The sequence below is a fragment of the Sulfuriferula multivorans genome (genome assembly GCF_003851125.1).
In the GTDB taxonomy this organism is placed as follows: domain Bacteria; phylum Pseudomonadota; class Gammaproteobacteria; order Burkholderiales; family Sulfuriferulaceae; genus Sulfuriferula; species Sulfuriferula multivorans.
Genome location: NZ_BGOW01000014.1, coordinates 85614 through 109811 on the forward strand (window position 1 = coordinate 85614; position 24198 = coordinate 109811).

Below are 24198 nucleotides of genomic sequence, written 5' to 3' on the forward strand. Positions count from 1 at the left end.
TCATCTTGGCTAGGACCCTGTTTTATTTGCGCGCTGTCTACAGCGTTGTCTGAACGGAACATGCATCCCATGTATACCGCCATTGCCGCCAATATCCTGTTCCCGCTGCATGAGCGACTCAAACATCACACTACTGTTGCGGTGCACCGTGGCATGGAAGAGGCTCAGTGGTGGGACACAAAACGTCTGCAAGCCTTGCAACTGGAACGTCTGTGCGCCTTGCTCACGCAGGCGCAGGTGCATGTGCCGTACTACCGCGAGTTGTTTGGGCGCATCGGTTTCGAGCCATTAAGCATGGCTTCGCTGAACGATCTGGCGCGCTTGCCATTCCTGACCAAGGTTGAGATACGTAGCCATCTTGAACAACTCAAGGCGGATAACGCCACCGGTCTGGCGCGCTTCAATACCGGCGGCTCCAGCGGCGAGCCGCTGATTTTTTTCATTGGTCGCGAACGTGTCAGCCACGATGTCGCCGCCAAGTGGCGTGCCACGCGCTGGTGGGGGGTGGATATCGGCGACCCGGAGATCGTGGTATGGGGCTCACCGATTGAGCTGGGTGCACAGGATCGTGTGAAGCAACTGCGCGATAAGCTGCTGCGTACGAAACTGTTGCCCGCGTTTGAAATGTCCGCGCACAAGCTCGACGGTTTCATCGGTGAGATTCGCGCCATGCGTCCGAAAATGCTGTTCGGCTACCCGTCTGCATTGGCGCATATTGCGCGTCACGCTGACGAGCGTGGCATTGCCATGAATGATCTGGGCATCAAAGTCGCCTTCGTCACCTCAGAAGCGCTGTACGATCACCAGCGTTCACAAATTGAAAAAACTTTTGGTTGCCCGGTGGCGAACGGTTACGGCGGTCGGGACGCCGGTTTCATCGCGCATCAGTGCCCGGCAGGTGGCATGCACCTGACCGCCGAAGACATCATCGTGGAAATCGTCGACCCCCAGGGGCGCGTGCTGCCGCACGGCGAGTCGGGCGAGATCGTGGTGACGCATCTGGCCACCGGCGATTTCCCGTTTATTCGCTATCGCACAGGCGATGTCGGCGTGCTTGATGACCAGCCATGCCCCTGCGGGCGTGGCTTGCCGTTGCTGAAAGCCATCGAAGGACGCAGCACCGATTTCGTGGTGGCACAGGACGGCACTGTGATGCACGGTCTGGCGCTGGTATATGTGATCCGCGACCTGCCTGGCGTGCGTCAATTCAAGATCGTTCAGGAAAGCTTGGCGCTGACGCGCGTACTGCTGGCTACCGACAGTCAGTTTGACGAAGCAAATATCGGAAAAATCCTGTCGGGTATCCAGCAACGCCTGGGCTCGGAAGTACGCGTGGAGATAGAACGGATGGATGAAGTGCCCAAGGAAAAATCCGGTAAATACCGTTATGTGGTGAGCCATGTGGTGCCGTCATCTGGCATCAATAGTGACAGGAGAAGCACAACATGAGCTTGAGAGATCTGTTTGTTTTTGCAGTGGTGTTTGGCTCCCTTCCTTTAATATTAAGAAAGCCTTATGTCGGAATTTATATGTGGTCGTGGCTGGGCTACATGAACCCGCACCGCCTGACATGGGGCATGGCCTACGATTTTCCGTTTGCCTTTGTGGTGGCTATCGTCACCTTGCTGGGGCTTGCTTTTTCACGCGAGCCCAAGCGTATTCCGTGGACGCGGGAGAATATTGTTTTGCTGATAATGATCGGCTGGATGGTGGTCACTACCATTTTCTCGCTGTATCCGCAGTTAGCGTGGCTGCAGCTGGAGAAGGTAGCGAAAATTCAATTGATGGTTTTCCTGACCATGATGCTCATCAACACGCGCGAGAAGCTTGAAACACTGGTGTTGATCATTGCCCTGTCGCTGGGTTTCTATGGAATCAAGGGCGGCATTTTTACGATTGTTCACGGCGGTGCCTACCGGGTACAGGGACCAATGGGCACCTTTATTGGTGGCAACAATGAAATGGCGTTGGCGCTGATCATGACCATACCGTTGATCTGGTATCTGCACCTGAATGCGCAGAAAGCCTGGTTGCGCCATGGTTACACCGCCGCTATGTTCCTATGCGCACTGGCCGTCATAGGCAGCCAATCGCGCGGTGCACTGGTAGGTGGTGTGGCAATGGGCGCTTTTCTCTGGCTGAAAACCCGCAACAAATTGTTTACCGGGCTAATCATGGTACTAGCGGTGGCGGCGATTTTGGCAATCATGCCTCCAGCATGGCATGCACGCATGTCTACTATTGATAATTATCAAACTGATCAGTCTGCGGAAGGGCGTATTAATGCGTGGTGGACCGCGTATAACCTGGCTAAGGACAGACCCTTGGTGGGGGGCGGGTTCGATACCTTCCAGCCAGCGGTGTTCAGGGTATATGCTCCCGATCCAACCAATGTACACGATGTGCACAGCATCTATTTTGAAATGCTGGGCGAACACGGCTATGTCGGTTTTGGCTTGTTCATGTTGCTGGCTTGGCTGACTTGGCGCAAGGGCGCGCGGATTATCCGCGAATGCGGCAAGGATCCGGATCGAAAATGGGCAGCTGATTTGGCGCGCATGCTGCAGGTCAGCATGATCGGCTTTGCTTCTGCGGGCGCGTTTCTGGGCTTGGCGAACTTTGACCTGTATTACCACCTGATCGCGATCATGGTGATGACCGGGGTGATAGCTCTCAAGCAAACGGTGCCAGCAGGTACTGTGGTGGTGAACCAACCACTGCGTAAACCACAGCCTTTTGTGAGGCGTAGTCGCAGTTAACTATTTTTGTTTTCGTTCGGCCAATCAGGGTTTGAGATCGCGGTGTGCCAGCCACCGCTCCAGCATCACCACCACCCAGATCATCACTCCGTAGTAGGTGGCGTGGCCGCTCTGGTGCTGGCGGCGCAGTTCGGCCAGGTAAGTCGGTTGCAGGATGTGGCGGCGCTCGAACGCGGCGAGGCTGTCCTGCACCAGGTCACGTAGTGGCGCATGGGTGCTTGCCCACACCCCGAACGGCAGGCCGAAGCCGTGTTTGGATTTGTTGATGATTTCATTGGGGAGCAGGTCGCGAACCGCTTCCTTGAAGAAATGGCGCAGGCGTGTGCCTTTGACCTTGAGATGCACGGGTACCTCCCCGGAAAAATCAAGCAGGGCATCGTCGAGTAGTGGGTAGCGTATTTCCACCCCGGCTGCCTCGGTCATGCGCCCGACCTTGCGCAGGTCGTTGTCGGCTAGCGTGAACTTAAGGTCGAGGTGCATCATGCGGTTGATGAAATGCTGCGAATCGCTGCGCTGGTAGACTTCGCGCAATAGTTCACCGGGCTGGTCGGGCTGGATTTGGGCGAGGAAATCAGCGTTGAAAATCTCGGCCAGCGGCGTGCGGTGCAGGAAATTATACGACTCCATGCGATCCGGCAGCGGCACCCTGGCCTGGTGAATATAACTCTGCAGCTTGCGTCCCGGTGGCAGCGTCGCCAGGCCGGGAAAGTGCGCCAGCGGCTCGATGACGCCAGCGCGCAGCCAGGGCGGAATAAGGCCATAAGCCTCGAAGATTTTTTGCTTGGCGTAGCGCGCGTTGCCGCCGAAAATTTCGTCGCCGCCGTCGCCGCCCAGCATGATGCGGATGCCGTCATCGTGCGCCAGCTTGGCGCAGAAATAAGTGGGCACGGCGGATTCGTTGGCGAAGGGTTCGTCGTAAGCGGCGGTGATAATGGGAATGGCGGTGACGATATCGGCAGGCTTGAGGTAATACTCATGCGCGTGTGCAGTAAAAGTTCTGGTGGCCAGACGCGCGTACTCCATTTCGTCAAAGCCATCGGCCTCGAAGCCGATGGAGTAGGTGTTGACGGGTGTATTGCTCAGCTGGGCGAGCGTACCGGTGACGGTACTGCTATCCAGTCCGCCGGAGAGAAATGCGCCCAGGTGGTCGCCCTGCGCAGCGCGTGCCACCGAGTCGCGCAGAATGGGACGAAAGCGTGCGGCCAACTCGGCTTGCGATGCGCGGTTGTGGTCATCGTAATGCAGGTGCCAGTAAAATCCGGTGCTGAGTCGACCATTGCGCCACTCAACAAACTGGGCGGGAAGCAGCTTTTTCACCCCCTGAAAAATCGAAGAGGGGGCAGGGACAAGATGAAAATACAGAAAATCAAAAATAGCCTGTTGATCGAGCGTGCTGCCCACCTCGGGATGGGCGGTGAGCGCGTCGGCACGCGCGGCAAACGCGAGGCCGCCGGCAACTTCCGCGTAGCACAAGGGCTGCGCGCCGGCGCGATCCACCGCCAGCAGCAGGGTGTTGCTGGCCGGTTCGCATACCGCCAGGGCAAAGCTGCCATGGATCTGTGCCAGCCCGTCGCGGCCGGCCTGGCGCCAGGCGGCCAGTACCCCCGCCGCGGGGTTGTGCCGGGCGATGGCGCTGGCGATGGCAAGGTCGTCGCTGTGAATGCGGCCGCGCAGCACGGCGATCGCGCCGCCGGCTTCATACAAGCTGATGTCATTGAACGGCGAACTCGCCGCCAGCGCCGCACCATCGCGCAGGGTGCTCTCCAGTCCGGCAGAAGGGGTGCCAAGTGCGGCGCACATTGTGTCGAGGATACCTTGACCGCGCACCCGATCCAGTTTGTTGTCCAGCCAGCCGCAGATTCCGGCCATACTCACTCCTTGTGTGTTTGGTTTTGTAGCCGGGATGGTAACCTAAGCGCAGGCATTTTTGATGAACTCAAAAAACCAATGACAGCCACAGAGCGCACAGAGAGCACAGAGGTGAGGCGGGTTTGCATAGTGTTTTGATCCATCGGACCAAGGGTTTCTGAGCGATTTGGAACTTTCTCTGTGAAATCTGTGGCTAACGAATTTTTCTATGGGATGAAGCATAAACGTGAGTGAATTCTGGCTGAAGGTTGAAAAAACCCTGAAATACCATGGCAACCGCGCCCTGCGCGCGGCACGTGCAGGCTGGTGGAATGTGACGCGCACGCCGGCGCGACGGCCGGTCATCATCGTCGGTTGCAGTCGTGCCGGCACCACGCTAGTGTACAAGACCTTTTCCGAGTCGAAAGTGCTGGGTTCGCTCAATCGCGAAACCCACGATTTCTGGGTGGGCATGCATCCGCTTTCCAACAAGCACTGGGACACCCACGGCCTGGATGCGGCGGATGCCAGCGCTGCTGACCGCGATTACGTATCGCGTTATTTCTACAGTTGGACCGGGCAATCCCGCTTTGTCGACAAGAACAACCAGAACGGCCTGTGCGTACCCTACCTGCACTCGCTGTTCCCCGATGCCCACTTCGTGTTCATCAAGCGCAGCCCCGGCGACAACCTCAATTCGCTGATCGAAGGCTGGGGCAAACCGGAAGAATTTGCCACCTGGTCGCAGCAGTTGCCGGAAAAAGTCGCGGTGGAAAACGGCCGCTATACGCAATGGTGCTTTTTCCTCGCCGATGGCTGGCGCGATTACGTCAACGCGTCGGTCGAAGAGGTGTGCGCATTCCAGTACAACGCCATCAACCAGGCCATACTCGACGCAAAAGTGGCCATTCCCACCGGGCAGTGGAGCGAGGTGCTGTACGAAGACCTGGTGCGCGATCCAGTAGGTGGTTTCAAGCGTCTGTTTGACGAGGCAGGGCTACCTTTCGATGCGACCATGCAGACGCATTGCGAAAACGTGCTAGACACGCCCTACAACGCCTTCTCCGAAATCCGCCTGGATAAATGGAAGGACGGGCGCAACCGTGACCGTGTAGAGCGCGTGCTGCCGAAAGTGGCTGGCGTGGCACGGGCGATGGGGTACACGCTCTGAACATGGTGGCGCTGCTATGGCTGCTGCCGCTGGCCTGGGCGCTGGTGTTAGTGTTATACGCCAGGCCGCTGCTAGCCCTGTGGCATGAGCCGGCATGGCGCTACCCGGTACTGGTGATTGAAAGCGACGACTGGGGCGCGGGCATGCTGTCCCAGGCGGCAGCACTGGATGCGTTGCGTGCATTGCTCGGCCGTCATTCCGACCATACCGGGCGCCATCCGGTGATGACGTTGGGCGTCGTGCTGGCCATTGCCGATACCGAGGCGATACGCGCGGCTGGCGGTCGTGAGTATGTGAGTATCGCATTGGACGATGCGCGCCTGGCGCCGGTGTTGGCTGCATTGCGTGCAGGTATCGCGGACGGCGTCTTCGTTCCCCAGTTGCATGGCATGGAACACTACTGGCCGCCAGCCGTCATGGCAGCCTCTCAAACAGACTGGCGAGTGGCAGCCTGGCTGGCGGGTGAAGCCTTGCCGCGCACCGAAGACCTGCCCTCGCCGCTGCAAAGCCGCTGGGCCGCGGCGGCTGTGTTGCCCTCGTTGCCCCTCTCAACCCCGGAAATCATCGAAGCCGCTGCCACTGAAACCGCCACATTCCAGCGTATTTTCGGCATAGCGGCGCAAGTTGCCGTGCCCACCACCTTTGTGTGGAACGACGAGGTCGAACGCGCCTGGGCGGCGCATGGCGTGCGCTGCATCGTCACCCCCGGCACGCGTCACGAATACCGCGATGCACAAGGCCACCCGGCGGGCGATGGGCGCTACATACTGAATGGCGAACGCGGTCGGAACGACGTGCGCTACGTGGTGCGCGACCAGTATTTCGAACCTGCGTTCGGCCACCGAGCTGAGCAAGGACTGGCGGCGCTGGCGCGGCAAACTGCGTGCGCTCGACCGACGCTGCTGGAAACCCACCGATTCAATTTTATCGGCGAACCAGCTGACGTAGCATTCCATGAACTGGAACGGTTGCTGAACGCGGCATGCGTTGCTTATCCCGCGCTGCGCTTCCTGTCCACGCAGGAAATCGCCGAGGCGATGGCACGCCAGGATATGCAGCTGATTGAAACTCGCCTGCACCCACGTCTGCGTGCCTGGCTGGCACGCACCCAAACGCTGCCGCATTTCGCAAAACTGGCACGCCTTACCGGACTGGTGTTGCCGTTGTGGCTGCTGGGAAAATGGGCAGCATGAGCGGCCCGAAATTTTCCGTCATCATCCCTGCCTGCAATGCAGCCGCGACGCTGGCGCGCGCACTGGATTCGGTGCTGGCGCAGACCTGGGCGGCGCATGAAATCATCGTGGTGGACGATGGATCGACCGATGCTACCGCCGCCGTGGCGGCAGGCTACGGGGAAAAGATCCGCTATCTGCACCAGGAAAATGCAGGCGTATCCGCCGCGCGTAACCACGGAGCACAGGCGGCGAGCGGTGACTGGCTGGCCTTTCTCGATGCCGACGACTGGTACTATCCCAACCGCCTGAAATGGCACGCCGAATGGATTGCACGCGACCCGGCGCTGGATTTTCTCAGCGGCGATTACGAATATCGCGACCTCTCCGGAAAATTGCTGAGCCGCTCGATGCCGGGCAAGGCATCCGGCCGGACCATGCTGGACAAAGCTGCGGGCAACCGCGAAGTGGTGATGGAAGGCGCAGAATTCGAAGCTTTTGTGGCCGACCATTTCGGTGATACGCATACCCTGAGCCTGCCGCGCGCCACATTTCTGGCATTAGGCGGCTATCCGCTGGGCTTCAAGGTGTGTGAAGACGTACACCTGCTCACCCGCCTGGTCGCACGCAGCCACCGGGCCGGGGTGATCTGCGAGCCGATGGCGGTGTACCTCATTCATAATGCCAGCGCCACCCGTGCCGATCCGGTGCGCGCCCAGTTCGAGAATATGCGCACGCTGATTGCATTGGGTAAACAGGCTGCGGGCTTGCCCGCCGCGGTACGCCGCGGGTATGCCAGCCGGTTACGGCAGGCGCGGCTCAACCTCGCTTACGCGCTGGTAAAATCAGGCCGACGGATGGAAGCCGTACGCGCTGTGCTGCCTTCGCTGATTGAATCCCCGAGTATTGCCAGCCTGCGCAATCTGTTGTCCATACTTAAAGGCTAAAGATGCCGCGTTACCTGGTACTCACCGAATTATTCCTGCCCACCAAGGGCGGCACCGCCGTGTGGTTTGCCGAGGTATACCGGCGCCTGTCGGGCAAGGAAACTCATATTGTGACTGCCGACGTGCCCGGTGCCGTCGAGGTGGATGCCAGCCATCCCAACAGCGTGCACCGCATCAACATGCGCCGCGTGGCGTGGCTGCGACCGGAATCGCTCGGCATGTATTTCAATTTGTTTTTCAAATCGCTGGGACTGGCGCTCACCCACCGTTTTGATGCCATCCACGCTGGACGCGCCTTGCCCGAGGGGCTCACTGCTTGGGCGGTGGCGCGGCTGACATTCCATCCAGTGGTGATCTACGCACACGGAGAAGAACTTACCACCTGGGGGCGCGGCGGCAAATACAAGGCCATGTGCTTCGCCCTGCGCCACGCCGACCGGGTGATTGCCAACAGCGAATTCACCCGCGATGAGTTGATCAAGATGGACGTCAACCCGGCGCGCATCACGCTGATTTACCCTGGCGTCGATGTGGTGCGTTTCCGACCCGGCCTGGCGTGCGACGATTTGCGCCAGTCGGTCGGGGTGGGCGCAGCAGGCAAGTTGATTTTATCGGTCGGCCGCCTGTCGCGGCGCAAGGGCTTTGATCAGGTCATCAAATCGCTGCCTGCGTTGGTCCAGGCAGGTCTGGATGTGCAGTACACCCTGATCGGCATCGGCGAGGATCAGGATTATTTGCTCGATCTGGCGAGTGAACATGGCGTCGTTGATCGCGTACACTTGCTGGGACACGTCAGTGCGGACGACCTGCCGCGTTGGTACAATGCGTGTGACGTGTTTGCCATGCCCAATCGCGAAATCAACGGCGACACTGAGGGCTTTGGCATGGTATTCATTGAGGCGGCAGCGTGTGCTAAACCCGCTGTGGCAGGAACGGCAGGTGGCACGGGTGCAGCAGTGATTGACGGTATGACCGGCATGCGTGTGGATGGCAATGAGCTCGCAGTGACGTCGGCACTACACCGACTTTTGGGTGATCCATCGCTGGCACGGAGTATGGGTGAGGCGGGATTGATCCGGGCGCAGGCTGAATTCGCTTGGGAACGTGTGGCCGACAAGACGCGGCGATTGCAACTGCAGGGATCACAAAAATGAAAAATCATGTTTTATAAACTGAAAGATAGATTGCGGCGCAGCTATTTTTCCAGTCGCGTGCAAGGAATACTACACACTGCCCCCGTAGAACTGGGCGATACTACGGCGCCTGCCGTGCTGTCGCAACTGCAGCATAAGGATGTTTTAATGTACCTTGCTGCAGTGAAGTCCTTTGCCAGACGGGTGCCGCCCAGCATTGTGCATGTGGTGGATGACGGCAGTCTCACGCCAGAGGATCGCGTGTTGCTGTCACAGCATGTGCCGGACATCCGCTTCCATGCCTTGGTGGATTGTCGTGAGCCAGGTTTGCCGACCGGGGGTACCTGGGAACGCCTTACCGCTATCGCGCGCCTATCTCAAACGCACTATGTGATTCAGCTTGATGCAGACACGCTGACGCGGGGACCGATTGATGAAGTGAAAAATACCGTACAGGCTAATCGTGCTTTTGCCATTGGCACCAGGAATGGCCAGGAAATTGAAATCGCACGAGAATTGGCCGGTTGGACGCGCGCAAGTGCTGGTGCTGCAAATCATGTACAGGTCCAAGCCGAGATCCATTTTGATCGTTTGCGCGAAGCGCCTACACTGAAATACACACGCGGCTGTTCAGGTTTCGCCGGTTTCCCGGCAGGACCGGGGAAAATTGAGCTGATGCGGAGCGTGTCGGCTCAGATGCAGGAGCTCATCGGCGACAAATGGAATGAGTGGGGTAGCGAGCAAGTGATGTCGAATTTGGTGGTAGCGAACCAGTCAGCTGCCATGGTGTTGCCACACCCGGATTACACTGACTGTGAAAAATTACAACCAGATACAACACGTTTTGTTCATTTCATTGGCACTTGTCGTTTTCGAAATGGGCGTTATGCTGAGATGATCAATCGCTTGGTGCAGGATGAGAAAATATAGCTGTTAACGCCCGGGGCATAATTAATGGCGCTATTGTCGCGGATATGGAATTTGACCAGAACGCGCCACGAAAGAAGTATTTAGAGCAGGTAGTAAATTGTTGCTGCGAATTTTTCCAAAAGAATCGGCTCTGAATCGCATATCCAGGAATCATTCAGAGTTATCCGGTAACCGAAGCGAGGATTATTACATGTCACGCAGTTTATTAATTTTGATTGTTCTGTTGTTTCAGGCACCTGCGTTTGCGCTGCAAAGTTTTGGGGTTACCAAGGATGAGTTGGCATTGATGCCGCCCTACTGTACTGCGATGTATGGCGCCAGCGTTGGCCTTCCTGAAATAAAAAGTACCATACCCGAGGGGTGCCCCTCCATCCATCACTACTGTGACGGCCTCAAGTCTATGATACGTGCCGACAAGTTCAACAGGGAGAGCGGGTATTGGCTGCAACAAGGCATACAGTCTTTCAACTCGGTGGTTCAAGGAGGCTGGTGGAAAAACTGCCCGCTACAGGCTGAGGCTTACGTGAACTTGGGAAATGCGTATTTGCGCCAAAGCACGCAGCGAAATACTTCATCATCCAAGGCCGCGGCAAGTTTTATGAAAGCCCTGGAGGTGCAGCCCGATTATCTGCCGGCCTATTACGCGTTGAGTGATTACTATGTCCGTCTGGGTGATAAGAAAAAGGCATTGAATACTGCCGAGGAAGGGTTGCGTTATGCGCCCGATTCTGCCGGGCTGCTTCGACGTTTTAAAGTGCTCGGTGGCACCACGCCTCCGACACCGCATCACGTAACAGCGAAACCGATGGAACAACAAGACTCGCCAGTAAAACCACCACCCGTTGAGTCCGTCGAAAGCGCCACTCCCCATCCTAAGGAGGAGCCCGCGCAAGCTCCAGAACCAAAAATAGGCTCGCCCACTAATCCCTGGTGCCGGTTCTGTCCCTAGACAAAGCGATTTCTTGGCCGTGACTTACTTGGTAAAGTTTACATTGCCTTATTTCGATACGAGTGCAATTAAATTCATATCACCGACAAAGCTTATCTGGCTGATAGCTCGCCATAGATATCAAGAATATTTTTGGTGTGTGCCTGTATGGAGAAGCGTCGTTGTGCGGCCTCGACCGAGTTTCTACTAAAATTTTCCCACCGCTCTCTGTTGTCGATCAGATCAAGTGCGGCCCGGGCAAATCCGGCGTAATCTCCCACTTCTACCAGCGAACCGGTTTTTCCGTCGTCAATAATTTCGGGGATGCCGCCATCGCGGCTGGCGACCACAGGCCGGCCGCAGGCCATAGCCTCGATGACCACCCGGCCGAAGGGTTCGAATTGGGAGGGCACGACCAGCACATGCAGTTGCCGCATGATGTCCGGGATATCCGCCCGATGGCCCAGAAAGCGCACATAGGGAGCGATGCCTAACTCCTCCGCGAGCGTTTCCAGCACGGCGCGTCGGCCTGCACCCTCGGTGTCGTCGCCCACGATTAAAAATTCCAGATCCTGTCGCGTCTTCAACATTTCCGCCGCCATGCGCAGGAAGTCCTCATGGCGCTTGAAAGGCGCGAAATTCGCGACAATGCCGATTCGATAAGGCGAGCCTTCCGGCCAAGGTGCGGGGGTGAAACTAGCCAGGTCCACAGCGTTGTGCACCGTGTATGGACGGCTGTGCGGAGCGTTCTTGATCACATCCGGCCACAGCCTGTCCTGCATGGCCTGACTGTTGAAGATGAAGGCAGCAGGCTTGGGCAGGCCACGCAGCACCCACCGCGCGCCCTCGGGCTCGATCGGGAAGCGCACATGGGTAATGAAGGGAATATTCAAGCTGCCGGCGGCCAAGGCGAAGGAGCGGCTCAGGTCGAAGCCATTGGCGTGAATCAGTGTCGGGTTTACCTTTTGCATGATCCGCCGCCAGGCCAGAGTGGTCCGTGCGGCCTCCATCGGTCGGCGCCAGTCGAGTAGACGGAAGGGAAAGATGGTGTGCGGTATGCCCATATCAACCAGAGCATCCGTGAATTGCCCTTCGCCGGGGACCACCACATGAGCCTGCCAGCCTTGTTCCGGTATCTGGGCGAGCAGGGAGAGCAAGCTCTTGCCGCCACCCCCCAGCTTGGCCAGATGTTTGCGGCCGGGTTGAGGACTGTTGTTGATAAAAAGACAGCTTTTCATACTTTATAAATGAATATGTACGGGTTGTGTATTCAAGAATACTGAGGTGTTTCCATCTTCTTTTTGAATCGGCTTCTGAGCCACCTGAGCCCGGGTTTTTCTACTAACCTATTCATTGCTGTTGCTAGTATTATTATTAACAATATCGCGAATAAAATTGATAAAAAAACAGGCATGCCATTTTTTTCTAAAGTATATATTGCTGCACTTCCAGCATTATTATGTATTAAATATAATGGATAAGATATTTCCCCAAGAAACAACAGATAAGGATGGCGTAATATTCTTGGCTGGATACGAGTGGCAAAAAATATGCATGCAAACAAGAGAGCAACTATTAATGAATGTGTAGTGTCGACAGCAATACCTGCAGAGAATAGACACAACGCTATCATGAGGTAGAATTGCCAGTTCATTATTCTGTTTCTGTGCAGTAGATATAATGCTATGCCAAGCCCGAATAAATGGAGTTGAATTATCGGAAGTACTGAATATATACGCCATAGACCTGGAATTTTGTCTAGTAGGCTGAAATATGAAATAAAGATATTTGCGAATATTAGCGCTGCAATAATATGGACGATATATTTTCTTGCGGCAGAGTAAAATAATGACCCGGTCAACAGATAAAACCCTAGTTCGCGTTGAAGCGTCCAATAGACATTATCTACATCCGGCACTCTAGCCAATTCTTGAAACATAGAAAGATTAATCAGCGCATCAGTGAACGCTACACCGTATCGCGGTAACAAGAGAAATGATGTAATTGCGTACGTCAACAGCACTGCTACCCAATAGACTGGATAGAGTCTGGAAAATCTGGAAACAACGAATTCTTGCGGAGTTTTTGTTTTGTCTAGTGTTAAAAAAATAACGTAGCCGCTTATCATGAAGAAAAGCTCTACCCCGTATCGGCCAATAGGAAAACCGAAAGCTAATGGTGTGCTGTGTTTATAGAGAAAATCGTAGTGTGTTGTATAGTGAAAAATCACAACCGATAAGGCTGCGATACCCCGAAAAGCATCGAGCTCAATTAATCTGCTCTGTTTCTCAGGATTCGACATGGATAATACCTTGAATATTGGACAGATTCATTGCGGTATTAAAACATGGGAGAGAAGGGAGCCGAGCGGGTTTTTGCTAAACAATGCGTTATATTGATCTTCGTCGGCCGCTCGATCTGGGGAGGTTTCGGTCAAGCCATTTGGGGTGATTTTGTACATCCGGTATCCCAGGCTGCAGAGTGAATTGCTGAGTCCCTGGGCGCTGTGTCCAAAAGGCTTCAGGTACTGGTCGGTAATCTCGATGATCAGGTATGGATGGTGTTGAGCCAGTAGCTTTTTCATTCCTTCAATAGCGAGTTGCTCCGCGCCTTCAACGTCGATCTTTATCAGCTTGATCGAAGGGATTTTGTCAGCCAAATCATCCAATGGCATCGTGGGCACCTGCAGGATGGCGGACGCCTCACCGATCGGCCTCATGCTTGATATTCCTTTGTGGCCCTGTGGACCCTCGTAGAAGGTGACCTCACCCACGCTATTGGAAAGGGCTACACGATGCAGGGTTACATTTCCCATCTCATTCAGGGCGATATTTTCCGTGATCCGGCTCCGCATGGATGGTAAGGGTTCGAACGATAAGACTCGGCCGGTAGGGCCAACCCGGCGCGAAGCCAGGAGAGTGAAAAAACCGGAATTGGCGCCTACATCAATGAAGATATCGCCAGGGTTCAATAACGTAGAAATTACGTGGGCAGTGGGTGGCTCATATACACCTGTGAGGTAAACATACTGACCCAACCAGTCACCCAGATCTGCCTTGTATCGGAACCCGTAATGGGTATTGACTATCCTCTCACCCATGAGAGAACCGTCTTTGCGCAACATTGGCAAGAAGTGATTAAGCAGCCTCCAGCGCCCGATATCGAATGTGCAGGAGCGGAGGTAAAAAGCGGCTAAGGGGAGCATCAACCTATTGAGAGGATTCATCCTGATGTCCTTTTAGTTATTCTCGAATTTATCTTGTGCATTATCGTGCGCCATCATTGGGTCAGCATTTAACCAGCAGGCGAGGCGCAGCCAAAGCGCATTTGTTTCATCTGGATACAGCGTGCTAACGTCCTGGCTGCAACCCGGATCCGCCTCCACATCAAATAGCTTGAGCAGGTGCCCATTCTGCAAAGGTTGATATACTAGTTTCCAGCGACCTGTACGAATCATCCGATCCTTGGCGTGGATGACCTGTTTTTCGTATCCGGGCTTGAGTGAGATGGTGCCGGTGGTTTTGTTGCGCACCGTGAGCAGTTCCAGAAGATTGGGATAACGCAAGTGCCCGGACGGCGTTCCCGGCAGGTCCGTTAGCCACACGCCGGTCTCGCTGAACACATCCGGTGCCATGCAGGTCGCCGGATTCTGGAGATAAGGCACCAGGGACACGCCATCCGTTCCTCGCTCACGAGTGATGCCGCACAGCTCCTCCAGGGTGGGCATGAGATCGATGCTGCGAACGGGATCCCGGACAATGCCTGTGCGCGCTACACCCGGACCGCAGATCAGCAGGGGGATGCGGTTGGAGACTTCGCTGATGACGGAATTGCCCTGTCCCCATGTGTCATGCTCGAAGAACTCCATGCCGTGATCGGCGTAGATCACAACCAGGGTGTTCTCAGTCAATCCACACTGTTCCATGTGCGCCATCAGGCGTTTTACCTCATCGTCGAAGCGTGTCACGCAGCCGTCGTAAAGATTGATGATCTGATCCAGGTCGAATTCTTCCTTGGGTGCACCCTGGCGGCGGATGATTTCAAACGGGTCAGTCAGACGAGCCATGACGAACTTGGATTCGCCCGCATAGCCGGGATCGGCGTGCCGGGTGTAGTAGGGATATTCGGAACCGAAGGGGCCGTGGGTGGTAGAAAAGAAAAGGTTGAGGAAAAACGGCTGGTCGCGCCGAGCCAGGTCATTGATGAGGCGGCGGGCATCCCGGCCCAACTCATCGGTTAACGGTACCCCACCAAGATAATATATCTCCGGCAGGAATCGCTTGCCGAACCGGTTGCGGGCGAACAGGGAAAGAAATAACCGCAGGTCCTTCGGGCCCTGGCGCAGGAAGTACTTGATGTTCCACTGGTCGGCGGGGACATCGACGTGGTCGAAGCCCAGGGTGAATTTACCCATATCTGCGCCGCACCAGTCGGACAGCGCGGCAGTGTAATAGCCGTGTTCACTCAGGATCGTGGCCAGGCTCTCCACCTGCAGACGGGTTTGTTCGTCGGTGACGTAGTTGTCGCGCACACCGGTTTCGTGGGGCCAGCGGCCGGTGAGCATGGACAGCAAACTGGGGGCAGTGCGCGCGCAGGGTACATAACAGTGGTTGAACAGTACGCCCTTGTTGGCCAGTTCGCGTAGATAGGGGGCCGCTTCGCGAGTGTAACTCCCATCCAGGCGGTCGGAGCGCAAGGTATCCGACCCGATCATGATGATGTTGGGCGCGCCAGAGCGCGGAGTAGTCTGCACGGTGCCGGGCTCGGGGTCGCGTAGCCACAGCCCGAGCAGGCCATAGGTCAGCTGGAATGCGAACAAGGCCAACCCGGGTGGCAAGTTCCCCTGGCCCAGCAGTATGGCTCCGGCTCCGAACACAAACCCCGCCGGCAGAGCCAGGAGCAGGAAGCTGACTACCCGCAGTCGGGCCGGTGTGAGACGCTGCCAATAGGGATAGAGGCGGCTCAGGCGGTAGTTGTAGGAGGTACTGATATTGGCTGGCAGCAAGAGCAGGTGACGGCTGAATTGCAACGCTCCCAGCAATAGCGTAGAAACCAGGCCCGCCAGGGTGGCCTGGAGTAAGCCGGCTGTTGTCAGCCCCCCGAATGCAGCGGCTACATAGACCAGCACGCCCACCCCAGCCAGCGGCAGGGATATGACGAAGGTGTAGGCCACCAGGCGCAGGAAGGCGAAGAGGGCATAGCGCCGGTAATGGACCCGGATATCAGGCGGCATACGCGGGCCGGTGACGCTGAAATTGGCGATGGATTTCACCCCTATGGCAAGGGTGACCAATCCGGCCGCCAGTCCACTGGCTGCAAGGGCGATCAGGCTGAGGTCTGGAGCGTTGCTGACTGCGGCGGCAAAACCGGCCATCAGGGACAGCGCCATGCCGGTCAGGTAGGCCGCGTCCCGGCGCTTGTCACCTTTCCTGCAGGCGAGACGTGGGCCAGCGCGGCGCACACCGGAAATTTCTCCCAGCATGGCGGCTGTACGTACCAGATAGAAACGGCGACTTGCGTGACTCAGGGTGAAAACGCAGTTCAACAGATAGCCGCCGAGTTTGCGCCACATGTATAAAGGCACACCCGTGCGACTGGCCTGATGGGGAACCTGGCTGCGGGAGCGATGGAAAGCCTTGCGTAATACATAGCCGAAGCGTAATCGTTCAGGGTCCACGTAGTGGTACTGCACCACCCCGGGTGCATACATGAGTTGTTCCCCTTTTTCCAGGGCGGACTGGACGAATACGCTGTCCTCCCCACCCCCCAGGTCATGACCCCGTGGCCCCAGGTCCGTGGGGAAGTGCCCCACCCGGTCAAAAACCGCGCCGCGCAGGAACAGGTTGCCGCCACCCGGCGTAGGATCGTCGAGGGTCAATTGCCGAGGCTCAGGGCCGCCGTCGCTGCGCGGGATGGGGAGGGGGCGGATTTTGTATGGCCCGTCATCGTGCACCCAGGCGGGTTCGCTGCCGTCCCAGTCCGGCAGGATGCGGCCGCAGAACATCGTGGCGTCGGGATAGGTCTCTGCCGCCCGGCATATTTCCACGAGATAGGCGCTGTCCACGCGGTGGTCATCGTCCACAAAAGTCACCACGTCGCTGTCTTTAACATGGGGGATAGCCGTGTTCAGGGCATACGATTTGCCGGGTCGTGCCTCGGCCAGCCAGTCTAGCGGCAGCCTGGACGAATCCTGCAGCCCGGCCTGGCGCGCGCTCTCCAGCAGCTCATGGGTGGAATCCGTGCAAGCATTGGCCATCACCAAAATATTTACCTGCCAATCCCGTGGCCGCGTCGCCGCCTGGAGCGAGGCCAGCACACGAGCCAGCAGATCGGCGCGATCGTGAGTGCAGATGAGGACAGTTAATCTCATGGAACCGGGTTACCTTTTGCTCGCGGGGTGCTGAGCGTAGGGCTATACCTCCACAGGGCACAAGTCATGAGCAGTGTTCCCGGCAGCAAACAGTGGGAGTGGAACCCAAGGTGACATTAATAACGGTTCGGTTCATTTTCCCGCCTTTCCAGCAAAGATTGCTTGGTACCACTAATCATGCCCCAGGCATGGGCAGCGTTCATTGCCTGGCGCAAGGTAGCAGGGCGCTGTGTCATCATCATCATCAAGGCTTTGCTTGAGTGTTTGAGTGCCTGAATCAGCATGAAGGGAGGGATGCCGAACCAGGTGCGTAGGTAATCCGGCGTTTCGAATTGTCCGACTTTACGCCCCGCCAGCCAGTGCAGGCGCAGAAAATAGCGGCGTCGCAGTTTCGTGGCGTCCACCCTGTGGGTGATGGCCATATCCGGACGGTAGCGCATACGTGCCCCGGCAGCCAGTAGGGTGCGGAACATGGCAGCATCTTCACCGCCGCCGAGACCATCGCCGGCCCGATTGTAACGTGCATCGAAGCGCAGGTTCAGTCGCTCGAACAAGGCGCGCCGGTAGGCGATATTGCCGCTCCATAGCGGGGTTGCGGCGGTTTCTATCCAGAGCGGGTTGGCACCATAGTCAAGCGCACCCAGAAATCCAAGCACATCATCCTTAAGCCAGTGCGGGCGTGAATGCGCAGTGAAATCCACGGTGATACGGCCACCGACACAATCGGCGCCTTCGCGGCTTAGCGCATCCAGTGCGGCGTTGATAAAACCCGGCTCAGGCAACTCATCATCGTCGATGAACACCAGATACTCGCTGGCAGCCGTTTCGGTAATGGCGCGGTTACGTGCATGGACGATGCCCTGGCGGGTTTCATGTATCCAGCGCAGCGTGGCACCGGGTAGCGCCGCCTGTTGTTGCAATACAGCCTGTGTGGCGTCGCTGCTGTTGTTGTCTATTACCAGGATATCGAAACGCAGCGGACATTGTTGCGCGCGCAATGCGCCAATGAGTCCGGGCAACAATGCGCTGCGGTTATAGGTGCAGACGGCGATGGTGACCGGCGCAGGTGGCGTACCTGTTCCCTGGCGCGGTTCAGGGTTTTCCATTTCGCCTCCCCATCAATCGTTCAAACAGTCGTAGCGCTGCCCAGTGCCATGACAAGGGTAACCAGGATGGCAGCATATATAACCATTCGCGCGGTGCGCCGTAGCCGTGCCGCATGACAGTGCGAAAAATGCTCCGTGCCCCATCGAGGTCACGTGCCCAGTAGCATTCGAAACCGTGCTGCATCAGCGTGCCGTGCGTGAGTGTCGCGGCCTGCTCGCGGCCGATCTGGCTAATGGCTTGTGGATGGCTGGCGAGAAATTCGCGTTGTGCCCGCCACAGTTGCAGTGCGGCGCGAGCATGATTGGCGGATGCCTGCGCCGCACCGTGGAAGTGATAAAACGCCAACACCTCGGCCACCCGCGCAATCGGCGCAACCGTGGCCACTTGCAGCCACAATGCATAGTCCTCAGCGTTGGTGTAAAGCGGATTAAAGCCGCCCGCATCCGCAATCGCGTCGCGCTGCGTGAGCGCAGCATGAATCGGCCAGCGGCAGCCGCCCAGCAGCGTTTCCAGTTTGGCAGAGGTTTCATAATCGGGAGGAATGAAGGGTTCGCCGCGAGGTCCCGGCAGCCCGATATTTCGCCAGCCGCAGTAGGCCAATACCGCGTCAGGGTGGGCTTGCAGGGCAGCGAACAGCTTCGCCAGAAAAGTCGGCGCCCAGGTGTCATCCGCATCCAGAAAAGCGACATACTGGCCGCGCGCCAGTGCCAGCCCGGCATTACGGGCAGCGCTGACGCCCTGGTTGGATTGGGAGTGGACACGCACACGCGGATCCGTCAGAGCTTGCAACAAGGTTAGCGTGTCGTCGCTGGAGCCATCATCTATCGCGATCAGCTCCCAATCGGTAAAGGTCTGGGACAGCACACTGCTCACGCTTTGCGGTAGGTGAGCCGCAGCGTTGTAACAAGGCATGATGATGGAAACGCCGGGGCTCACGCGATCTATGGGCGCATTCTGGATGTCAGCCGCTGCATGGCGTAACGCGCGACAGCGGGCCAGGAAACCTCATGGCTGCCGAAGTAAAGCTTGCGCGCCAGACTGCCTGCCGTATCCGTATTGAACACGGTCAAACGGCGCAGCAAATACGGGTCATCATCGCGTAAAGCCCAGCCGGTACGTGTAGTACAAGCGGCACGATAGCCGCTCTCGCGCACCGCACTTGCGCAGCGCGCGTCCCAGGCGCCGTAGGGGTAAGCGAAACTGGATATTTCGCTGCCAAGGGCGTCTTCCAGGGCAGCCTTGGAATCATTCAGCTCTGCGCTCAGAAGCTTGTCGTCAGCTTGTGTCAGGCGCACATGGTTGGCCGTATGCGACCCCACCTCCATGCCACTGGCCTGCATGGTACGCAGTTCGGCGGCATTCAGAAGGCGGCCAGCCGGGCGCCCGTCCGCCGGCCAGCTGGGTTCCCGTCCCACAGAACCGGAAACCATGAACCAGGTAGCGCGCATGCCGCGTTTTTGCAGCTCTTCCCAGGCTGCGAGATTGTCCACGTAACCGTCATCGAAGGTAATGACAGCCGTGCGGGCTGTCCATTTTTCCGGTGTGGCGACCAGCTCTGTCATGGTGGGTGTCGCCCAATTCCCCTCTGCAAGCAAATCGAGTTGGTCCCGGAAGCTCTGCATGGAAACAGCCCAGGGCCAGTCAGGGTGACTACTACCCGGTGTGACCGAGTGGTACATCAGCATGACCGGGCCATGTTGACCGGCACTACGATGAAGGTAATTGGAAAATGGATCAATCATTGCAGGATATTATTCATTTTAAATGACCGGCCCATTGCAATAATCTGGTTTTGAGCTGTGTCCATCAGAAATTCAGCCGTTCCTTGGCCGCCAGGATGGCACGATGCGCGCTGAGTGGAAGCAGGCTGGGCAGCATGCGCAGTTTGGCAGAAAGCGAGCCGTGGCCAGCGAGTAAAGCCTTGCGAAAAACAGGCCGCGCGTTTTTGAGATCACCCTGCCAGTGCAATGCATTGCCTTGCTGGATCAACTTGTCCCAAGTCAGAGACTCGGTTTTGTCGGGCCCGATCTGTTTTGCGATCTCAGGGTGGTGGCGCAGAAACAGCTGTTTTGCCTTGAGGGTGTCAAGGGCAACCAGCGCCTGGTTGCGCCTGGGCTGCCCCTCGTCGTGGTGATGATAGCTAGCGAGTACCTCGGGCACGCGGATGATGGTGCCGGTGACAGACACCTCCATCCAGAGCAGATAATCCTCTGCGATGCTGAGACGGGTGTTGAATCCGCCAGCCTCGATAATGGCGGTATGGCGGGTGAGACAAGCGTGAATGGGCCAGCGGCAGCCTTCCAGCAGCGTGGCGGCCTTGTCCGGATTTTCGTAATCGGGCGGGACGAACGGCTCGCCGCGCGGCCCGGGCAAGCCCTGGTTCTGCCAGCCGCAATAAGCCAGCACAGCCTTGGAGTCAGAAACCAGCGCCGTGTGCATTTTCTCCAGGAACTCGGCGCTCCAGGCATCGTCGCTGTCGAGAAAGGCGATGAAGGCGCCACGCGCTTTTCGTAAACCCAGATTGCGCGCGAGGCTTACGCTGCGTTCCGGCAGGGTAAGTACCCTGAGGCGGGAGTCGTTCTCAGCGCCGAGAATTTCGGGCGTGCGATCAGTCGAGCCGTTGTCCACCACGATAAGCTCAAAATCGCCAAAAGCCTGCGCCAGCACGCTGTCGATGGCAGCCTGGATATGCCGCTCGCTGTTGAGGCAGGGCATGATGATCGAGATGAGCGGTGTCGGTGTGGTGTAGGTCATGATAGTAGCTGGCAATCAGTCGCCCTGCGCAACTTCTTCCTTGATGACATCCAGATAGGCCCGCCCCCATTTTTGATCGGGCTCGACATAATTGCCTTCAGCCCATTCATTCCACGCCTTCAGGAAAACGATTTGCTTTTGCGGGGGCCGAGTCGCTACGCACCCCATGGCCTGGCGTAAGTGTTGCCTGAACAGTTCCGGGGTGGAGTTGTGCAAGACCACACCGCGCATACCCGAGCGCGGCGTATTGTCCCAGCAAGGCAGTGCGATGGGGTAATCGTCAAAATCGACCTTGTTGCTACGCAGCAGGCTGGGCATGAATTCCTCATAATCCCAGATGGTCAGCTCGGATTTGCGGTTTTGCAGAGCAAGTTTCAGCTTGGTCAAGAAATAGCGACGGGGGATACGCCCGTCCCGCTTTGGCAAGGCTTGCATGACGCAGGCATCCAGACCGCAGGAGCGCGGATCCCATTTTTCATCGCGATGAGAAACACCGATCAGATACAAACCCGGCAAGCCCGCGGCGGCCGTCTGCTCGCGCCAAAGGTCCACCATCTTGTGGATGTCGGGGATGTCGTCCGGGCGATAAATCAGGAATACGGGCTTGCCATCCAGCGTGATGTAGCGGGGATCAGTAAAAGCCTTCAACAGCCAGTCGAAATGGGCCCGGTGATCGTCCATGCCGGGATAGGTCTGCTCGATCAGGCTTTTGTTGGTGCCGTCCCACACCGAACTCCAGCTATGGTTGGCCCAGCACAGGCAGAAAGGGAAATCGGGTTCGCCGCTGCCGAGTATTTCGTTGACGGGGCGTTCAAGTATGCGTCTTCCACCGAACCAGTAATGGTAGTAGCAAAAGCCTTCGATCCCGTATTCTTTAGCCAGCTCGGCCTGGGCATGGCGCGCTTCAGGCAGGCGCAAATCATAAAACCCCAGGTCAGCCGGAACACGCGGCTGCATATGACCGGGATACAAGGGGGTCGCTTTCGCGACGTTGGTCCACTCGGTAAATCCCTTCCCCCACCACAGGTCATTCTCTGGGGTTGGATGGTATTGAGGCAGATGGAAAGCGATGACGCGCGCGCGTTTGCTCATTTTCGGCTCATGCATTTTGTTTGGTTCCTTGCTGGCAGTTCGAGAGGATTGCCTCCCAAGCCGCGATAACCTCTTGTTCTTCGAGTTTCGGAGAATAGTACTCCTGGACGTAGGCTGCGGCCTTTTCCCCCTTTGCCTGGACATACTCTGGATTTTCCTTGTAAACCTGAATGACCTTTTCCACTGTGCGGGCAAAGCCGATGATATCGCCCTGCTCGATGGGGTAAGAAAACTCCGGCTTAAAAAATTCCCTTCCGCCACCACCATGGAAGCCTATCGCCACACAGCCGCAGGCCATCGCCTCCGCAGGCGGCAGGCCGAAACCCTCCGGATAGCCGAAGCTGAGAAAGAGCAATGACTCCTTATAGATGCGCGCCACCTCGCTCTGCGGCAGGTTGATGAAAGGCACGATCTCGAAATCCTCCAGCGCCCCGCGGAACTTGAGGATATTTACTACTTGCATGGCGTCCTGCTCGTTCTTGATGCGCGAGAAGCAGATTTGTTTTTTCTTCTCCCTCTGGTAGGAAAAGCGCTCCGGGTCGATGGACAGCCGGAAGTGAAACAGCGGCAGATCGGGAAACGCGTATTTCAGGTATTCCTCACCATCCACCGAATTGATCAGAGCGGCCAGCACATCCTTGTGGTGATAGGGTGAGATGAGCCGGTCCCGGTTGAAGGAATAACCACGGAAGGTCAGATAACAGTTCTGGTTCAGCACCACTTTCTTGATCCCACGGCCATAGGCCGCAGCTAAATCTGGGCCGTACATCTCCGGGATCACCAGGATATCGGCGGCGCCGATTCTGGAGACTGGGCCACCAGATATAGTCAATTCGATCACTGCGCCCGGATCGAGTCTGCGCCCCACCTTGGCCGTCAGACGATCGAACAGGTTATTGCGCCAATAAACGAGGGGGGTGTCGTTCTCGAACCAGTCAACGCGAAACCCCCGGGTCTTGTGAACCACATAAGCCGGAATGCCGTGCTTGTTGAGGATATCCACGTGACGGTAGATGACGCGTACGCCGCCGACTGGTGTCTTGTGTTCGGGGCAGAGGTAGTAGACGGTCATTCTCGCTCCTCATGGATTCCGCCCAATGGTAGCAAGCTCGCCACCAGACGGGATGGTACGGCTACATAGTCCCAACCTGTCGGGTCTGTATTCAATCCGATGGCATCGATTAGCACGAATTGGCCGAAACGCTCTCGTACTTTCTCGATCCGCATGATGGAATAGTCTATTTCACGGAAGAATGCTTCCAGAAGCAGATTCTTGGCCAAAGTAGACGCGTCGTCACCCATACACAAGATTTCGAGCAAAACCGGTGGCTGGTGCATCCGAATCATGGCGCCCATGCTCTTGAGGACTTCCATCTCCCCTCCTTCGACATCAATCTTGACAAGGCCTGGCTCCGAGTCACCCAGGTACCGTGCAACGTCCGTGAAAGGTAATACCGGAACCGGTTGCCTGAAAACCACGGGGTGATTAGGCCTGAACTTTGGGTCTGTCACCAAAGATGCTCCGCTATCAACTCGGTTGTCTTCCGCGTAATAGATAAGATCCAACAGACCGCGAGAATCACTGAGCCCTATGGGAATCATGAGAGTCCGTTCAAAGCGGTTCGCTAGGATCAAATCCAACAGATACGCCGCACAGGCAGGATTGGGCTCAAAACCCAGATAGGGGGTCGATTGCGACACGGCCCGCAGCTTGAGAAGGGTTTGGCCGATATTTGCGCCGACGTCGATGAAAGTACCTGGCTTGAGGGGAAGCAGGCGTTTCAAGACCTCCACCATCCACATTTCAGTCATGAAGGCATTTTGGTCGCCTATTCCCCTGATGATGGGGATCCTGAAAGGCGCACCGTTGATGGAGAACGTCAACGTCAGGTTCAGTTTTTCCAGCAGCGATGACTGCTTCAGTACTCTGAGCAGCCAGCGCTTGAATCTTGGCGCCAAGCGCCAGTAAATGGATTTCATGTTTTCG

Annotated in this window: 20 protein-coding genes; 8 read left to right on the top strand and 12 right to left on the bottom strand. The window is 57.0% G+C overall.

Annotated features, from left to right (window positions below):
• Nucleotides 1-60: 60 nt before the first annotated feature.
• Both EI185_RS07680 and EI185_RS07685 read left to right on the top strand, forming a co-directional pair.
• Nucleotides 61-1449 (top strand): phenylacetate--CoA ligase family protein, encoded by a 1389-nt coding sequence (locus tag EI185_RS07680; RefSeq protein ID WP_124704545.1) that lies wholly within the window; start codon nucleotides 61-63, stop codon nucleotides 1447-1449.
• A complete protein-coding gene (locus EI185_RS07685; RefSeq protein ID WP_223247735.1) occupies nucleotides 1446-2759 on the top strand; it encodes a putative O-glycosylation ligase, exosortase A system-associated in 1314 nt (437 codons plus the stop codon). The genes EI185_RS07680 and EI185_RS07685 overlap by 4 nt, the downstream gene beginning before the upstream one ends.
• 24 nt (nucleotides 2760-2783) lie before the next feature.
• Here EI185_RS07685 and EI185_RS07690 read toward each other — a convergent pair whose 3' ends face one another.
• Nucleotides 2784-4628 (bottom strand): asparagine synthetase B family protein, encoded by a 1845-nt coding sequence (locus EI185_RS07690; protein ID WP_223247736.1) that lies wholly within the window; start codon nucleotides 4626-4628, stop codon nucleotides 2784-2786.
• A gap of 226 nt (nucleotides 4629-4854) precedes the next feature.
• Here EI185_RS07690 and EI185_RS07695 point away from each other — a divergent pair, with 226 nt between their 5' ends.
• From EI185_RS07695 to EI185_RS07720, 6 genes are all read left to right on the top strand, one after another.
• Complete coding sequence (locus EI185_RS07695; protein ID WP_223247737.1) at nucleotides 4855-5778, top strand: sulfotransferase family protein; 924 nt, start codon at nucleotides 4855-4857, stop codon at nucleotides 5776-5778.
• A 2-nt stretch (nucleotides 5779-5780) separates the two neighbouring features.
• Entirely contained in the window at nucleotides 5781-6971 is a 1191-nt protein-coding gene (locus EI185_RS07700; protein WP_223247738.1) for a hypothetical protein, read from the top strand.
• Nucleotides 6968-7897: a glycosyltransferase family 2 protein gene (locus EI185_RS07705; protein WP_124704548.1), complete on the top strand. Its 930-nt coding sequence runs from the start codon at nucleotides 6968-6970 to the stop codon at nucleotides 7895-7897. The genes EI185_RS07700 and EI185_RS07705 overlap by 4 nt, the downstream gene beginning before the upstream one ends.
• A 2-nt stretch (nucleotides 7898-7899) precedes the next feature.
• The gene (locus EI185_RS07710; RefSeq protein ID WP_124704549.1) at nucleotides 7900-9051 is read left to right on the top strand and encodes a glycosyltransferase family 4 protein; all 1152 of its coding nucleotides are present in this window, start codon (nucleotides 7900-7902) and stop codon (nucleotides 9049-9051) included.
• A gap of 114 nt (nucleotides 9052-9165) precedes the next feature.
• Nucleotides 9166-9960, top strand: coding sequence for a hypothetical protein (locus EI185_RS07715; RefSeq protein ID WP_124704550.1), 795 nt, complete (start codon nucleotides 9166-9168; stop codon nucleotides 9958-9960).
• 190 nt (nucleotides 9961-10150) lie between these two features.
• Nucleotides 10151-10909 carry a tetratricopeptide repeat protein gene (locus tag EI185_RS07720; RefSeq protein WP_124704551.1) on the top strand — a complete coding sequence of 253 codons (759 nt, stop codon included), beginning with the start codon at nucleotides 10151-10153 and terminating at the stop codon, nucleotides 10907-10909.
• Nucleotides 10910-11001: 92 nt separating this feature from the next.
• On the opposite strand, the gene EI185_RS07725 is transcribed toward EI185_RS07720, so the two are convergent.
• The 11 genes from EI185_RS07725 to EI185_RS07775 all read right to left on the bottom strand — a co-directional run bounded on the left by EI185_RS07725 (nucleotide 11002) and on the right by EI185_RS07775 (nucleotide 24191).
• Entirely contained in the window at nucleotides 11002-12126 is a 1125-nt protein-coding gene (locus tag EI185_RS07725) for a glycosyltransferase family 4 protein (RefSeq protein ID WP_124704552.1), read from the bottom strand.
• A 32-nt stretch (nucleotides 12127-12158) separates the two neighbouring features.
• On the bottom strand, nucleotides 12159-13190 hold the full coding sequence (locus EI185_RS07730; RefSeq protein ID WP_124704553.1) for an acyltransferase family protein: 1032 nt from the start codon (nucleotides 13188-13190) through the stop codon (nucleotides 12159-12161).
• A 27-nt stretch (nucleotides 13191-13217) separates the two neighbouring features.
• Nucleotides 13218-14114, bottom strand: a complete 897-nt coding sequence (locus tag EI185_RS07735) for an FkbM family methyltransferase (protein WP_124704554.1) — start codon at nucleotides 14112-14114, stop codon at nucleotides 13218-13220.
• A 12-nt stretch (nucleotides 14115-14126) separates the two neighbouring features.
• On the bottom strand, nucleotides 14127-17258 hold the full coding sequence (locus EI185_RS07740) for a sulfatase-like hydrolase/transferase (protein WP_124704555.1): 3132 nt from the start codon (nucleotides 17256-17258) through the stop codon (nucleotides 14127-14129).
• A 116-nt stretch (nucleotides 17259-17374) separates the two neighbouring features.
• Entirely contained in the window at nucleotides 17375-18364 is a 990-nt protein-coding gene (locus EI185_RS07745) for a glycosyltransferase family 2 protein (RefSeq protein ID WP_124704556.1), read from the bottom strand.
• Complete coding sequence (locus EI185_RS07750; RefSeq protein WP_124704557.1) at nucleotides 18351-19301, bottom strand: glycosyltransferase family 2 protein; 951 nt, start codon at nucleotides 19299-19301, stop codon at nucleotides 18351-18353. Before EI185_RS07750 ends, EI185_RS07745 begins: the two co-directional genes overlap by 14 nt.
• 5 nt (nucleotides 19302-19306) lie before the next feature.
• Nucleotides 19307-20107: a polysaccharide deacetylase family protein gene (locus EI185_RS07755; RefSeq protein ID WP_124704558.1), complete on the bottom strand. Its 801-nt coding sequence runs from the start codon at nucleotides 20105-20107 to the stop codon at nucleotides 19307-19309.
• Nucleotides 20108-20171: 64 nt separating this feature from the next.
• Entirely contained in the window at nucleotides 20172-21119 is a 948-nt protein-coding gene (locus tag EI185_RS07760; RefSeq protein WP_124704559.1) for a glycosyltransferase family 2 protein, read from the bottom strand.
• 15 nt (nucleotides 21120-21134) lie between these two features.
• Complete coding sequence (locus tag EI185_RS07765) at nucleotides 21135-22211, bottom strand: glycosyltransferase WbsX family protein (RefSeq protein ID WP_124704560.1); 1077 nt, start codon at nucleotides 22209-22211, stop codon at nucleotides 21135-21137.
• A 7-nt stretch (nucleotides 22212-22218) separates the two neighbouring features.
• Nucleotides 22219-23283: a glycosyltransferase gene (locus EI185_RS07770; RefSeq protein ID WP_124704561.1), complete on the bottom strand. Its 1065-nt coding sequence runs from the start codon at nucleotides 23281-23283 to the stop codon at nucleotides 22219-22221.
• Nucleotides 23280-24191 carry an FkbM family methyltransferase gene (locus EI185_RS07775; RefSeq protein ID WP_124704562.1) on the bottom strand — a complete coding sequence of 304 codons (912 nt, stop codon included), beginning with the start codon at nucleotides 24189-24191 and terminating at the stop codon, nucleotides 23280-23282. The genes EI185_RS07770 and EI185_RS07775 overlap by 4 nt, the downstream gene beginning before the upstream one ends.
• Nucleotides 24192-24198 lie beyond the last annotated feature (7 nt).

What these genes read in the sequence shown, in the direction of transcription:
- EI185_RS07680 (WP_124704545.1), top strand. Translation starts at nt 61, where the DNA reads ATGCATCCCATGTATACCGCCATTGCCGCCAATATCCTGTTCCCGCTG.
- EI185_RS07685 (WP_223247735.1), top strand. Translation starts at nt 1,446, where the DNA reads ATGAGCTTGAGAGATCTGTTTGTTTTTGCAGTGGTGTTTGGCTCCCTT.
- EI185_RS07690 (WP_223247736.1), bottom strand. Translation starts at nt 4,628, where the DNA reads ATGGCCGGAATCTGCGGCTGGCTGGACAACAAACTGGATCGGGTGCGC.
- EI185_RS07700 (WP_223247738.1), top strand. Translation starts at nt 5,781, where the DNA reads ATGGTGGCGCTGCTATGGCTGCTGCCGCTGGCCTGGGCGCTGGTGTTA.
- EI185_RS07705 (WP_124704548.1), top strand. Translation starts at nt 6,968, where the DNA reads ATGAGCGGCCCGAAATTTTCCGTCATCATCCCTGCCTGCAATGCAGCC.
- EI185_RS07710 (WP_124704549.1), top strand. Translation starts at nt 7,900, where the DNA reads ATGCCGCGTTACCTGGTACTCACCGAATTATTCCTGCCCACCAAGGGC.
- EI185_RS07720 (WP_124704551.1), top strand. Translation starts at nt 10,151, where the DNA reads ATGTCACGCAGTTTATTAATTTTGATTGTTCTGTTGTTTCAGGCACCT.
- EI185_RS07725 (WP_124704552.1), bottom strand. Translation starts at nt 12,126, where the DNA reads ATGAAAAGCTGTCTTTTTATCAACAACAGTCCTCAACCCGGCCGCAAA.
- EI185_RS07730 (WP_124704553.1), bottom strand. Translation starts at nt 13,190, where the DNA reads ATGTCGAATCCTGAGAAACAGAGCAGATTAATTGAGCTCGATGCTTTT.
- EI185_RS07735 (WP_124704554.1), bottom strand. Translation starts at nt 14,114, where the DNA reads ATGAATCCTCTCAATAGGTTGATGCTCCCCTTAGCCGCTTTTTACCTC.
- EI185_RS07740 (WP_124704555.1), bottom strand. Translation starts at nt 17,258, where the DNA reads ATGAGATTAACTGTCCTCATCTGCACTCACGATCGCGCCGATCTGCTG.
- EI185_RS07745 (WP_124704556.1), bottom strand. Translation starts at nt 18,364, where the DNA reads ATGGAAAACCCTGAACCGCGCCAGGGAACAGGTACGCCACCTGCGCCG.
- EI185_RS07755 (WP_124704558.1), bottom strand. Translation starts at nt 20,107, where the DNA reads ATGATTGATCCATTTTCCAATTACCTTCATCGTAGTGCCGGTCAACAT.
- EI185_RS07760 (WP_124704559.1), bottom strand. Translation starts at nt 21,119, where the DNA reads ATGACCTACACCACACCGACACCGCTCATCTCGATCATCATGCCCTGC.
- EI185_RS07765 (WP_124704560.1), bottom strand. Translation starts at nt 22,211, where the DNA reads ATGAGCAAACGCGCGCGCGTCATCGCTTTCCATCTGCCTCAATACCAT.
- EI185_RS07770 (WP_124704561.1), bottom strand. Translation starts at nt 23,283, where the DNA reads ATGACCGTCTACTACCTCTGCCCCGAACACAAGACACCAGTCGGCGGC.
- EI185_RS07775 (WP_124704562.1), bottom strand. Translation starts at nt 24,191, where the DNA reads ATGAAATCCATTTACTGGCGCTTGGCGCCAAGATTCAAGCGCTGGCTG.